We start from the raw sequence: 12,357 nt of genomic DNA, 5'->3' as shown, positions 1-12,357 counted from the left end.
CGCGCGAACGTTGGCGGTCGTTTGTGGCAACACTGCCTTCGGCCATCGGCCGTGCCCATTTTTTGCAGGCGGGTAGTATCGGGGAACTATGGAAGCCCATGAGCAAAAACGGCTCGTCAACGCCTATATCCAGCGTTACAGCCGCTATGATCCGGCCATCGGCCGGCACGAGGTTCGCTCGTTCTGGGTCTGGCAGGCCTGCGACTGGCTCGGCGTCAACGACCCCGAAGGGTTATGGCGGCTGGTGCTGGAGGTCCTGGCCCGCACCGATAGTCCCCGCGTTCTTGGCGCGCTCGCTGCCGGCGAACTCGAAGACCTGATCGAATACCACGGCCCGGCCTTCATCGACCGCATCGAGCACGAGGCTGCGCGCGACCCGCGTTTCCGGCGCCTGCTGTGCGGCGTCTGGCGCAGCGCCACGCCCGAGGTATGGGCGCGGGTGCTGGCCGCCAGCGACAGCAATTTCAACGAAGTGCCGCAGCGCGCGATGTGGATGTGCTACGACCTGCGCGGCCGGGATGCGCAGGGCGCCGCGGCGCAGCCGGATGGCGAGGCGGGCATGTCTCGCGAGGCGCAAAGACCGCCCGCCCGCGTGGTGCCATCGCCGTCGCGAATCCGGCAGCGCGAAGGCGCGATGCACGCAGACGCGCCGCATCGCGCCGCCTGGCCTACTTCCCCGGATCCTTGACGTTGTCGAACTTGTCGAACTCCACGTTGTAGAGTTCGCCGCCAACCTTTTCCACGCGCCGGATGTAGACGGTCTGGACCACGTCGCGTGTTTCCGGGTCGATCATGATCGGGCCGCGCGGGCTGGCGATCTTCATGCCCTTGAGCGCCGCGACGAACTTGTCGCCGTCGGTGGCGCCGCCGGTCTTCTTCAGCGCGTCGTAGATCGCGCGCATGCCGTCATAGGCGGCCACGGCCATGAAGTTGGGCCGGCCAGCGCCGGGGTTCGCTTCGGCAAAGGCTTTCAGGAAGGCCTTGTTCTCGGGCGAATCGTGCGCCATCGAGTAATGGAACGACGTGATCACGCCCAGCGTGGCGTCGCCCATGGCCGGCAGCACGTGGTCGTCGGTCAGGTCGCCGGTGGCGATCACGCGGATGCCGGCCTCGGCCAGGCCGCGCTCGCGAAAGCCCTTCATGAACGCCACGCCCTGCTCGCCGGCGGGCAGGAACAGGAACACCGCCTCCGGCTTGGCGTCCTTGATGCGCTGGATGAACGGCGCGAATTCCGGATTGCGCAGCGGCACCCGGATCGACTCGATTACCTGTCCGCCGCCGCCGATGAAATTGGTCTTGAATGCGGTCTCCGCATCGATCCCCGGCGCGTAGTCCGCCACCAGCGTCACTACCTTGCGCACCTTGTTCTTGATGGCCCAGGTCGCCATCGGCGCCGAGATCTGCGGCAAGGTCATCGAGACCCGCGCGATATACCCGGATTTGGTGGTGATCGAGGACGACGCCGCGTTGAAGATCACCATCGGCTTCTTGGCCTGCTCGGCAATCGGCGCCACCGCAAGGGCCTCGGGCGTGAGGCCGAAACCGGCCAGCACGTCGACCTTGTCGCGCACCACCAACTCCTGTGCCAGCCGCTTGGCCACGTCCGGGGCCGGGCCCGTGGTGTCCTTGCTGATGATCTGCACCTTGCGGCCCGCCACGGTATCGCCATTGAGCTTCTGGAACGCCTTGATGCCGCCTTCCATCTGCTTGCCATAGTCGGCAAAACTGCCCGAGAAGGGCGCGATCAGCCCGATCTTGACGGGATCGGCGGCGTGGGCGAGCGAAGGCGCCACGGCAAGCACGCTGCAAGCCGCGATGGCACGCAGCAAGGGGGCAAAGGTCATCGATGGTCTCCTGGTTGAGTGCGCTCTGATCCCGGAACGGGCCCGGGTGGGTGACGGCGCGGGCTCTGGCAGAGGAGTGTAGGGGGCAGGGCAGTTTGGTGCAATCGGGGGTTTCGCAATGGACTGCGGGCAGCCACGGGCATTCGCTATAGAATGCGCGCTGGCTTAGACACCACCCATGCGGTGCAAACCGGGAATGATGAAAGTACTTGCGCTATCCGGCAGCCTGCGGGCTGTATCCATCAATTCCGCGCTGCTGCGCGCGGCCGCGAGACTGGCGCCACCGGAAGTGTCGGTCGCCGTGTTTGACGGCCTCGGGGCGTTGCCGCTGTTCAATCCGGACGACGAGGCTTGTCCGCCTGCCAGCGTCACACGCTTGTTCACCGAGGTGGCGCAAGCGGATGCGCTGCTGATCGCGAGCCCCGAGTACGCGCACGGCGTTACCGGAACGATCAAGAACGCGCTGGACTGGCTGGTGGGGTTTGAGCCGTTCGCCTTCAAGCCTGTCGCCGTACTCAATGCATCGCCGCGCGCGCACCATGCCGATGCGGCCCTGCGCGAGACCTTGAAAACGATGGCCGCCGTCATTGTCGAGCCGGCGTCCATCACAGTGCCATTGCTGGGCGCCGGGCTTGATGAAGATGGCCTGGTCTCGACGCCGGGCATTGCCGCTTCCATTCAAGACGCGCTGGTGGCGCTGTACGATGCCGTCGTCCTTCACAAGACGACGGCCCTTGCCACATTTCCGCTTGCGTGACTGGCAAGCGGCCGGCGGCGCGCCATAGGGGGTCAGGCGGTTCAGGCGGCCACGAGTCGGAACGTGGATACCGCTTCCTTCAAGCGCTGGGCCTGCTCCTCCAGGGAGCCTGCGGCGGCCGCGGCTTGTTCCACCAGGGCGGCATTCTGCTGCGTGACCGAGTCCATCTGGGTGACAGCCTGGTTGACCTGCTCGATGCCGGCGCTCTGCTCGGCCGAGGCAGCGCTGATCTCGCCCATGATGTCGGTCACGCGCTTTACCGCGCCCACGATCTCGTCCATGGTCTGGCCGGCCTTGGTGACCAGCTGCGAGCCCTTTTCCACGCGCTCGACCGAGTCGCCGATCAGCGACTTGATCTCCTTGGCGGCGGTCGCGCTGCGCTGGGCCAGGCTGCGCACCTCGCCGGCCACCACCGCGAAGCCCCGGCCTTGCTCGCCCGCGCGGGCGGCTTCCACCGCGGCGTTGAGCGCGAGGATGTTGGTCTGGAAGGCGATGCCCTCGATCACGGCAATGATGTCGACCACCTTGCGCGATGCGCCGTTGATTTCCTGCATGGTGTCGACCACCTGACCAACCACCGCGCCGCCCTTGATCGCGATCTCGGAGGCGTTGACGGCGAGCGAGCTGGCCTGCTTGGCGTTGTCCGCGTTCTGGCGGACGATGCTGGTCAGCTCTTCCATGCTGGAAGCCGTTTCTTGCAGCGACGACGCTTGTTCTTCCGTGCGTTGGGACAAGTCCGTGTTGCCTGCGGCGATCTGGCTCGTGCCGGACGCAATGGATTCGGTGCCGGTGCGCACCTGGGTCACGATGCGCAGGATGTTGCCATTCATGTCGCCCAGCGCCCGCAGCAGCTGGCCGGTCTCGTCCTTGCTCTCCGAGCGGATGTGGCTGGTCAGGTCGCCCGACGCCACCTTGCGTGCGAAGCCAACGGCGCGATGCAGCGGCGCGGTGATGCCAACCGTCAGCCATACCGAGAACGCGACGCCAATGGCCAGCACCAGCACGCCAAGCGCGATCAGCCGATTGCGCACGGAGAGGTAGATCTCGTTGATGGCCAGCGCGGTCTGGTCGATGCTGGCCCGCTGGATATCCAGCAGCTTCTGGATCTCGGCAAGATAGGCGTTGCCGGCGGGCACGAACTCGCTTTCGAGCACCTGGTTGGCTTCGTCGGTCTGGCCGGCTTCCTTGAGCTTGGTGATCTTGTCACGCGATTCGTTATACGGCTTGCGCACGGTCTGGATCGTTTTGAATGCAGCCTTTTCCGCGTCGGAGGAAAGCATCGGCTCGATCTTGTCGCGCAGCGCCGCGATGGCGTCGACCGAACCCTTCGTTTCAGCGGCAAAGAAGGCACCCAGGCTTGGGTCGGAACTGCGCGCCACCGCGGTGGTGCGGCGCACGCTCGTGTGCATCAGGCGATACCAGTCGCTGACGACGCGCTCCTTGGCCAGCGGCTGCTGCATCATGTCATGCGTGCGGCTGGCCACGTCCTGCAGCCCCAGGATGCTGAACACGGTCATGAGCGTTGACAGCAGCAGCACTACGCCAAAGCCAATCCCAAGGCGTACCCCAATTCCAAGATTTTTCATTTTCTTCTACCTGAATGGAAATAATACGGTGGCGAAATGCTGGCCCAGAGGACCCGGATTCGCTCTATTGTCAGCCGCGCCGTTCGTTGTGAACGCACCTGCGGACTATGGTGAATAACGACAATCGGGGTGGGAACTTGAGTGGCGGGGTTTGTTACCCGGCCGGCAGGCCGCGACAGCGGCCCGGCGAGGATGGTGTGGTCAGGCGGATTCGCGTCGGCTCTGCTGCGCCAGCCGCTTCCAGTTCCTCGCGGCATAAGCATGCGCCTGCCGCAGCGCCGCCCAGAGACCGACGAGCCTGATGCCCTTCAGCGCTGGTTGATCTTCATATCGTGTGCTCGATATCGGATTTTGAGCTGCAATGCAAAAGGGAGCCACGCGGGCTCCCTTTTGTTCTATCTGCATTCTGTTTGCCGGCTCAGCTTACAGCGCGGCGTCCTTCAGCTTCTTCATCGGGCGAACCTTGACCTTGACGGTCGCCGGCTTGGCAGCGAACCACTGGTCTTCGCCGGTGAACGGGTTCTTGCCGAAGCGCTTCTTGGTGGCGGCAACCTGGGTGGCCACGACCTTGAACAGGCCCGGCAGGGTGAATTCGCCGGCGCCCTTCTTGTGCACCGCGCTCAGGATGGTGTTTTCCAGATGGGCCAGCACGGTCTTGACCGTCTTGGCATCCAGTTCAGTCTGGGCCACCAGGTGGGTCACCAGGCTGGACTTGTTGAACGTGTCCTTCAGGGGTTTCACCGCCGGCGCGGCCGCTGCGACCTTCTTTGCCGGAGCCGCCTTCTTTGCCGGAGCCGCCTTCTTTGCCGGAGCCGCCTTCTTGGCGGCAGGCTTGGCGGTGGTCTTTACGACAGCATTTGCTTTGGTAGCCATGGATTATGAAGTCTTGTGTTTGTTGAATGACGCTGGCTGCCGACGGCAGCCAGCGCACGGGGAGCATAGCATTCCCGGTCGCGCATGCCAATTGCCCGCAATGGCAACCTGGGCAGCGCCCGGAGCTTAGTCGGAAGAGAGCGACTGCGAAGCCGCGCCCTGTGGCTGGCATTGCGCGGCCTTGCTGGCCGCCTGGTACACCACGGGTTCGAGAATGCCCAGCCGCGCGCGCGCTGCCTCGAGCGGTTCATGCAGCAGCGTCTCGTAGTCCTCGGCCATCAGCCACTTCGCCTTGCGGCCATGTCGATACCCCTCGACAACGGCGCGGAAATACGCGGTGTTGCCGGTCTTGCGCAGGCTCTGCAAGGCGGTAGCAACGGCGATGAATGCCCAGCCGAGGCCGCCGGTCTGCGCGTAGCTGAACGCCACCAGCGCCGCTTCGCCCATGTTCTCGTTGGCCTTGTAGCCGGTCAGCACATGCCAGATGTCGTGGATGTCGCGGGTTCGCCTGCCAAACCAGGCGTAGGGATCCTCGACCAGCGGCTCGCTGTTGAGGTTTGAAATCGTGGCAAGTCCGGCGGCGCTGTAGCCTGTTTGCTCCAGGAACGCGCGGTAGGCGGCGCCGAGCGTGCCGGGCGCGAAGCTGGCGATGAACGCCGGATCGGAGAAGCGCTCCGCCAACTCCACGCGAAGATAGGCAAGCCGCCGCCCGGCCGTGGTCTGCAAGAGTCGCGCATAGTTCCTTGGCGCAGCCGGCCCGTTGAGGGCGCGCATGATGAGAAACACTTGCGTGGTGTCGTCTCCGTTTGCCAGCAGCTTGCGGATCGCACGGAATGCGGCTGGGAGGTCACGCTTGTAGAGAGCGGGGGAGGTTGCTATATCCATTGCCTCGTTCCTCTTGTCGGGTTGTTGCCGGGATGGCGAAGTCGCCGGTCATGTCAGGTTTTCAGGGGTTTCAGGGTTTTCAACTAGGCGCCCTGATGGCAATGAGCGATCTTTGCAGGGAACGGCCGACTACAATGTCGCCTACCTGACATAAGACTACGATTGGCACTGTGTCAAAGCCATCTACCCCCGCGGACCACCTCGCTGCCCTGCGATCCAGCGCATGGTTCGCCGGTCTTGCCGCTGACTTTCAACGCTGGATCGTGGCGCACGCCAAGGTCAGGACACTGGCTGCGGGCCAGCGCCTGTTCGCGCACGCAGACCCGGCGGACGGCCTCTACTTCGTGGTGGCTGGCGCTATCCGCATGACCAGTTCCTCCGCGGATGGCAAGGAGGCACTGCTGGCGTTCGCGGAAACGCCCCAATGGTTCGGCGAGGTCGCCTTGTTCGACGCCTTGCCGCGCGCCCACGATGCCTGGATCGAGACCGACGTGGTGCTGCTGCATATCAGCCAGCAGGATGCGGTGCGGTTTCTCGAGGAGAACCCGGTGCACTGGAAAGCGGTAGGGCTGCTGATGGCCCAAAAGCTCCGGTTGGCATTCGAAGCGATTGAATCATCGGTGCTGATGCCCGTGCCGGTCAGGCTGGCGCGCCGCTTGGTGGCCATCGCCGGCGGCTATGGCGAGCGCCATGGCCTGAGCAAGCGGGTGATCAACGTGCAGCAAGAGCAACTCGGCTTGATGCTGTCGATCTCCCGGCAAACGGTGAACCAGATCCTCAGGGATTTCGAGGCGCAGGGGCTGGTGCAGCGCACGCGAGGGTCCATCGAGATACTGGATCTCGAGTCGCTGCGACGATTCGCGGAGGCCGGCTAGGCCATTTGCAGGCCCGCCGCGATTGCACTCACCCCCAAGATCAGCGTCAACCCCGCCGGCAGCGACTCGCCAAAGACCCGCCCTTCATCGGCCTCATCGAGCTCCACCGTTTCGCGCACCATATCGATCCAGCTGCGTGGCGCGTTGGCGGCCTCGAGCCGGCTGACCACGCGCATGCGGATCTCCAGCGGCAGGTCCCGCGACCGGTCACCTGTCATGCGCGCGATCTGCACTGCGGCGAACGCGCCCGGCTCGACCTTCTTCCAGTCGAGCACAAGAACCGCTTCCAGCCATTGCGCGGCAACCTCTGGCGCAACGACGCTGTGCGCGCTGCCATAGAAGGGCCGGCGCGCGCCGATGCGGCCCACGGCCCACCAGCTTTGCAGGTTTTCAGAGGGTTTCTTGAGCCGGGCGAGCAGCCACTCGGCGACTTCGATCTTGCGCTCGACGGGCACGCGCTCCAGCGATCCCGCGAGCCGCACCATGTCGGCGTAGCCCGCCTTGGCGGGGCCGGCGGGCCGCTTGTAGCGCGCCGTGCCCGGGGGCTGCAGGTAGAAGGCGATGTCGTCCAGCAAGCGCAGCTGCGCGCTTTCGTCCAGGCCGCCGGCGGTGCGGCGCCACAGCGTCCACCACTCCGACCAGATCTGGCTCTCGTTGACGTACTGGATGCCTTGCTCGAACAACGACCAGAGTTGCCCGGCGCGCCACTCGTCCAGCGGGTAGCCGAACCCCGGGCGCATGCAATAGCCGGCGAGGTTGAGCCAGAGGCGTTCATGCTCTGCCGTTCGGCGACGCCGGCGCGCGCGTTCCCACAGCGTGCCGAACAGGGCGCGCAGCAGCGCGCTGTCCCATTGGTCGCGCGCGCCCAGCAGTTGCTCCAGTTGCGCGCGCAGCCGCTTGACTTCCTTGGGGCCGACGTCTTGCGAGCGGGCGCCAAAGGTGCGGTCGATGCTTTCGACGGCCTGGGCCAGGGCGGGATGCGCCGCGTCCGAAGCCGTGTCTGCCGCGGGCGCATCGGCGCGCAGCTGGAACTCGAGCAGCCAGCGCTGCGAAGGATCGGCGATCTCGCTGCAGTGCACTTCCAGCGTGCCGACTTCGGTGAGCGATGTGGTGAGCTGCACCAGCGTCTCCCTCGCGTCGCTGGCGCCGCGCGGCTGCACCACGGTGGCAATCGGCGGCAGGCGGACGAAATCGCCGCTGGCAAGGTCGGCCAGTTCGCCCGGCTGATAGGGCGTGTCGGCGACGGAGGAGACCAGGTGGAAGCGCACCGGATGCCCGAGGCGCAGGGCAAAGGTGCGGTCCTTGAGATGGATCTCCTGGCCGTCTTCGGTCCCGCGTGGCAACAGGCAAATGCCGCGCTGCGCCTGCGCGGCATCGTCATTGTCCAGGACGAGGAAGTAGCTGCGCGGCGAGCCCCCGCCGATGCGCGGTGCATGCCCGGAGCGGGCGAGCGCGAACGCTACCGCGCCACGGGCGACCGCCACGTCGGGGTTGTCGTTGTGCAGCACATGCAAGGGCGCCTGGCGCCAGGCGCCAAGCGTGCCCGACAAACGTCCCGTCAGCGCCTCGGCGCGGAACACGCCGCCGTTGAGCAGCAAGGTGTCGGGCATCGGCGGCGCGTCATCCGGCGCGTCATCCGGCGCCTCTACTGTGTCCTTTGCGGTCGCTATGCGCGACTGGGCTGCGTGCTGGCCCAGGAAGGCCGCAACGTGCCGGGTGATCGCAGGGTCCGCTGCATAAGGCAGGCCAAATTCGACGATGCCGCCCCGTGAGCGCCCCGGTCTTTCACTCGCTGCAACCGCTGGGAAAAACCCTTCGACGATGATCTGCTCGATCTCCTGCCGGGTGACTTCGACGGAGCGCGCGCCGCCGATCAGCCGGGCACCCGAACCGAGCAGCGTGATCGTGACCGAGTCCGGCGCCTGCGCGCTGAGCAGTTGCTCCTTGGCGGCGCGGCAGCGCTCGACAAGCTGGGAAAGGCTGCCCGCCGACAAGCGCGAGTGCGCCGTGGCAATGCGCGACTCGACCAGATGCGCCAGGGCGAGATCCATGTTGTCGCCGCCGAGCATCAGGTGATTGCCAACCCCGATCCGGGTCAGCTGCGGCTGGCCGTCCTGAACCTCCACCCTGATCAGGGTCAGGTCGGTGGTGCCGCCGCCCACATCGCAGATCAGCACCAGCCGCGTTTGCGCCAGGTCGGCGGCAAGCGTTTCGCGATGGTGGAACACCCAGTCGTAGAACGCCGCCTGGGGCTCCTCGAGCAGGCGCAGCGCGGGCAGTCCGGCCATCCGCGCGGCTTCCAGCGTGAGGGCGCGCGCGCCTTCATCGAACGAGGCGGGCACGGTTAGCACCACGTCCTGGTCCTCGAGCCGGGCATCCTGAAAACGGTGGTTCCATGCCGCGCGTACATGCGCCAGGTAGCTGGCGCTGGCGGCTACCGGCGAGACCTTGCCGATCTCGTCGGCAGCGCCCCACGGCAGGATCGGCGCAACACGGTCGACCGACGCATGCGAGAGCCAGCTTTTAGCGCTGGCCACCAGCCTGCCCGGCACCTGCGCGCCCAGCGTGCGCGCGAGGCGGCCCACCACGACCTGGCCCGGCGCGGCGCCATCGGCACTGTCAGCCTGCGCGCCTGCTTGCCACGGCAACTGCAGATCGCCCGCGTTAAGCTCTCCCGGCGCGGCGTGGTACCGCACGGACGGCAGCAGCGGGCGCGCGGCGACCTCGCCCAGGCTCACCAGTTGATCGATGTCGAAGACGCGGATGTCCTCCGACCCTGCCTCGCCATAGGCGACGACGGTGTTGCTCGTGCCCAGGTCGATGCCGACGCTATACCGCTTCATGCATGGCACTCAGGCATTCGCGTTGCCGCGCACGTCGAACTCGACCTTCCAGCGCTCGCCCGCGCCGCGCGGGACGGCTTCCAGTTCCAAGGTGCCGGCCTCGGTGACGCGGGCGTGCAGCTTCACCGGCACGACTTCGCCCGGCGTGCGGCCCTCGGGTGGCAGGGTGGCCTGGATTTCATCCAGCTCCTGCAGGTCCTCGGGCCCCCAGAAGTCGAGCAGGGTGCCTACCTGGTCCTGGCGGCGCACCGACGAGCCGAAGAAGCGGAAGTGCACGGGTTCGCCGACCACGAGCCCGAATTCCTGCTCCGGCAACGGCGCCTCGGTCCCTTCTTCCATGCCGAAGGGCGCCACGCATAGCGCCTGTATGGGAGGCTCGAAGCCTGGGATGGCGGGCATCGCCGATTCCACTGCAATGTAGTAGGCACGCGCGGTGCCGCCGCGAATGCGCACGCCCTTGCCGCGCCGCACGTAGCCGTAGTACGCGGCGCCGCGCGCCACGGCCAGGTCCAGGTCGGCGCCTTCGAGCAGGCGCGCGGGGGCCGCGCCTTCCGCGGCGAGCCAGCCGTTGAGCGTCTGCAGGATGCGCTCGACCAGCAGGGCGGACTTGAACACGCCGCCATTGAACAGCACGGCCGTGGGATGCAGGAAGGTCGCGCCCTGCGCCGGCGTGCCGGCCAGGCCTTCTATCTCCGCCAGCGCCGCCACCTGGCGGCCCAGGAACGCCGCCAGATGCCGCGTGATGGCCGGATCCTGCGCGTAGGGCAGGCCGAGTTGCGTCAGCCCGGCGCGTGCCCGGCTCACCGGGCGCGCCGAGCCATCCACCTGCGGGAAAAAGCCTTCCAGGATGATCTGGGTGAGCTCGGCGCGGGTCAGCTCGGTGCGGATCGAGCCGCCGATGAGCTTGGAGCCGCGGCTCGGCACGACCAGCGGCACGGCGTCCGTGGTCGGGTCGCTGAGCAGGGTTTCCTTGGCGCTGCGGCAGGCATAGGTGAGCGCGCGCAGTTGCCACGGATCGGCCTGCGTGCCCTGGGCCGCGAGCTTGCGCGCCACCACGTGGGCCAGCGCCAGATCCATGTTGTCCCCGCCCAGCAGGATGTGCTCGCCCACGGCGATGCGGTGCAGTTCCAGGTTGCCCTCGCGCTCGATCACGGCGATCAGCGAGAGATCGGTGGTGCCGCCGCCCACGTCGACGACCAGGATGATGTCGCCCACCTTGACCTGCTTGCGCCACTGGCCGCCGCTCTTCTGGATCCAGCTATAGAGCGCCGCCTGGGGCTCCTCCAGCAGGGTCATGTGCGCATAGCCCGCGGTTTGCGCAGCCTCTGCCGTCAGTTCCCGCGCTGCCGGATCGAACGAGGCGGGAATGGTGACGGTGATTTCCTGCTCGCCGAACGGCGCGTCGGGATGTGCGTGGTCCCATGCTTCGCGCAGGTGCGAGAGATAGCGTATGGAAGTCTCGAGCGGCGACACGCGCGGCACTTCCGCCGGCGCGTCGTTCGGCAGGATCGCCGCGCGACGGTCTACCCCGGGGTGGCACAGCCAGCTCTTCGCGCTAGAGACGAGGCGGATCGGCGTGGCCGCGCCACGGCTGCGCGCCAGCTCGCCCACGGCGAAGTCGCGCGCGGCGTTCCACGGCAGGGCCAGGTCGTCCGGGGCCAGCTCGCTCGGATGCGGCAGGTACAAAAACGACGGCAACAGGTCGAGTTCTTCGATAGCGCCGGGTGCGGTGAGCTGCGTGACGCCCAGGACGCCCTGGGCGGTTTTCTCGCCGTCACTGGCGGTGAGGTCGACGTAGGAGAGGGCGCAATGCGTGGTGCCCAGGTCGATGCCGATCGAGTAGCGCGGGTCGCTCATAGTTCGACCTCGGCCGGGGCGATCACGGTGGCGTCATGGCGTTCCGCCAGCCGGGGCAGGCGGACTTCCGCCACGCGCCAGCCACGGTGGCTGATGTTGCCGTTGAACGGCGCGCTGCCGACCACATTGCCGGTCAGGCGGATCGCGGTGGCGTCGAACCCGTCGGGCACCGTCACGCGGCTGCCTTCGGCTTCCTCGCGCACGGGCCGGATGGTGAAATGCTCGCGCAGCACGGCGCGGCAGCCGTCATGCACCAGCCGGGCGGCGGCGCCGATTTCCGTGTCGGAATAGCCGGCGATGTCTTCCTCGACAAAGTCGATGAAGCGCGCGTCGCGCTGGAGCAGGCCCAGCAGCTGGAGCGCGGCCTCCGGGCTCGCCTCCTTCAGCGTGCGTGGGGCGGGTGCTGCCTGTGGCGCGGGCGCGGCCACCGGGGCGGCCACTGGAGCGGCGGCAGGAGCAGCGACGGGGGCCGTGCCGTCACGCAGGCGCTGCACGCCGGCGGCAAGCTCGCGGTCGCCCAGGATGTTGAAAAACGTGCCCACGGCAAGCGAAATCCTGCCGAGGAAAGACATGTTCGAGTCGGTCATCAATGGCTCCAGATGTGCTCTGTTGAAGGACGAGCTGTCCCCTGGCGATGCCGTACAGCGCCCCCGTAGCCACTGCGCCAAGCGCTTGCCGGAAGGCAATGGTGCGGCGCGCGGAGGTGCGGGACGGGTGTCGGCATCTTGTTCTTTGGGCCCGGTCGGGCCGCTCAAGGCGGTATTTTGCCCTAAGGCGCCCATCAGCCGGTCATTGCGGCGCTGCAAAGCAGCCACGACTCTCCCTTACACATGACGC

Annotated in this window: 11 protein-coding genes; 3 read left to right on the top strand and 8 right to left on the bottom strand. The window is 66.9% G+C overall.

Going from position 1 to position 12,357, the window contains the following annotated elements:
- Positions 1-88 precede the first annotated feature (88 nt).
- Entirely contained in the window at positions 89-688 is a 600-nt protein-coding gene (locus ACYP5B_RS02580) for a DUF6869 domain-containing protein (RefSeq protein WP_400093434.1), read from the top strand.
- On the opposite strand, the gene ACYP5B_RS02575 is transcribed toward ACYP5B_RS02580, so the two are convergent.
- Entirely contained in the window at positions 669-1,844 is a 1,176-nt protein-coding gene (locus tag ACYP5B_RS02575) for an ABC transporter substrate-binding protein (RefSeq protein WP_318234870.1), read from the bottom strand. The two genes, ACYP5B_RS02580 and ACYP5B_RS02575, sit on opposite strands and share 20 nt — an antisense overlap.
- Positions 1,845-2,040: 196 nt before the next feature.
- On the opposite strand from ACYP5B_RS02575, the gene ACYP5B_RS02570 reads away from it, so the two are divergent.
- On the top strand, positions 2,041-2,601 hold the full coding sequence (locus tag ACYP5B_RS02570; RefSeq protein ID WP_459568444.1) for an NADPH-dependent FMN reductase: 561 nt from the start codon (positions 2,041-2,043) through the stop codon (positions 2,599-2,601).
- Positions 2,602-2,642: 41 nt separating this feature from the next.
- Here ACYP5B_RS02570 and ACYP5B_RS02565 read toward each other — a convergent pair whose 3' ends face one another.
- The 4 genes from ACYP5B_RS02565 to ACYP5B_RS02550 form a co-directional block, all read right to left on the bottom strand.
- Positions 2,643-4,187: a methyl-accepting chemotaxis protein gene (locus ACYP5B_RS02565; RefSeq protein ID WP_318234872.1), complete on the bottom strand. Its 1,545-nt coding sequence runs from the start codon at positions 4,185-4,187 to the stop codon at positions 2,643-2,645.
- A 201-nt stretch (positions 4,188-4,388) separates the two neighbouring features.
- Entirely contained in the window at positions 4,389-4,592 is a 204-nt protein-coding gene (locus ACYP5B_RS02560) for a hypothetical protein (protein ID WP_459568443.1), read from the bottom strand.
- Between the two features lie 18 nt (positions 4,593-4,610).
- On the bottom strand, positions 4,611-5,060 hold the full coding sequence (locus tag ACYP5B_RS02555; RefSeq protein WP_459568442.1) for an HU family DNA-binding protein: 450 nt from the start codon (positions 5,058-5,060) through the stop codon (positions 4,611-4,613).
- Positions 5,061-5,186: 126 nt separating this feature from the next.
- Positions 5,187-5,945: a Coq4 family protein gene (locus ACYP5B_RS02550; protein WP_459568441.1), complete on the bottom strand. Its 759-nt coding sequence runs from the start codon at positions 5,943-5,945 to the stop codon at positions 5,187-5,189.
- Between the two features lie 170 nt (positions 5,946-6,115).
- Between ACYP5B_RS02550 and ACYP5B_RS02545 the strand changes: the two genes are divergently transcribed.
- Positions 6,116-6,820 (top strand): Crp/Fnr family transcriptional regulator, encoded by a 705-nt coding sequence (locus tag ACYP5B_RS02545; protein ID WP_400103773.1) that lies wholly within the window; start codon positions 6,116-6,118, stop codon positions 6,818-6,820.
- Here the strand turns inward: ACYP5B_RS02545 and ACYP5B_RS02540 are convergent.
- From ACYP5B_RS02540 to ACYP5B_RS02530, 3 genes are read right to left on the bottom strand one after another with little or no spacing between them, the layout of a single operon-like run.
- Entirely contained in the window at positions 6,817-9,663 is a 2,847-nt protein-coding gene (locus ACYP5B_RS02540) for an Hsp70 family protein (RefSeq protein WP_459568440.1), read from the bottom strand. The genes ACYP5B_RS02545 and ACYP5B_RS02540 overlap by 4 nt on opposite strands.
- A 9-nt stretch (positions 9,664-9,672) precedes the next feature.
- Positions 9,673-11,520, bottom strand: a complete 1,848-nt coding sequence (locus tag ACYP5B_RS02535) for an Hsp70 family protein (protein ID WP_459568439.1) — start codon at positions 11,518-11,520, stop codon at positions 9,673-9,675.
- Complete coding sequence (locus ACYP5B_RS02530) at positions 11,517-12,107, bottom strand: DUF2760 domain-containing protein (RefSeq protein ID WP_459568438.1); 591 nt, start codon at positions 12,105-12,107, stop codon at positions 11,517-11,519. The genes ACYP5B_RS02535 and ACYP5B_RS02530 overlap by 4 nt, the downstream gene beginning before the upstream one ends.
- Positions 12,108-12,357 lie beyond the last annotated feature (250 nt).

It is taken from the genome of Cupriavidus sp. 8B, from assembly GCF_054589115.1.
Note: the sequence above shows the minus strand (reverse complement) of the source record. Positions and strands in the feature narration are given on the sequence as shown.

Excerpts from the sequence above, each read along its gene's own strand:
- ACYP5B_RS02560 (WP_459568443.1), bottom strand. The coding sequence starts at position 4,592 with ATGCAGATAGAACAAAAGGGAGCCCGCGTGGCTCCCTTTTGCATTGCA.
- ACYP5B_RS02575 (WP_318234870.1), bottom strand. The coding sequence starts at position 1,844 with ATGACCTTTGCCCCCTTGCTGCGTGCCATCGCGGCTTGCAGCGTGCTT.
- ACYP5B_RS02580 (WP_400093434.1), top strand. The coding sequence starts at position 89 with ATGGAAGCCCATGAGCAAAAACGGCTCGTCAACGCCTATATCCAGCGT.
- ACYP5B_RS02570 (WP_459568444.1), top strand. The coding sequence starts at position 2,041 with ATGATGAAAGTACTTGCGCTATCCGGCAGCCTGCGGGCTGTATCCATC.
- ACYP5B_RS02550 (WP_459568441.1), bottom strand. The coding sequence starts at position 5,945 with ATGGATATAGCAACCTCCCCCGCTCTCTACAAGCGTGACCTCCCAGCC.
- ACYP5B_RS02540 (WP_459568440.1), bottom strand. The coding sequence starts at position 9,663 with ATGAAGCGGTATAGCGTCGGCATCGACCTGGGCACGAGCAACACCGTC.
- ACYP5B_RS02555 (WP_459568442.1), bottom strand. The coding sequence starts at position 5,060 with ATGGCTACCAAAGCAAATGCTGTCGTAAAGACCACCGCCAAGCCTGCC.
- ACYP5B_RS02530 (WP_459568438.1), bottom strand. The coding sequence starts at position 12,107 with ATGACCGACTCGAACATGTCTTTCCTCGGCAGGATTTCGCTTGCCGTG.
- ACYP5B_RS02565 (WP_318234872.1), bottom strand. The coding sequence starts at position 4,187 with ATGAAAAATCTTGGAATTGGGGTACGCCTTGGGATTGGCTTTGGCGTA.
- ACYP5B_RS02535 (WP_459568439.1), bottom strand. The coding sequence starts at position 11,520 with ATGAGCGACCCGCGCTACTCGATCGGCATCGACCTGGGCACCACGCAT.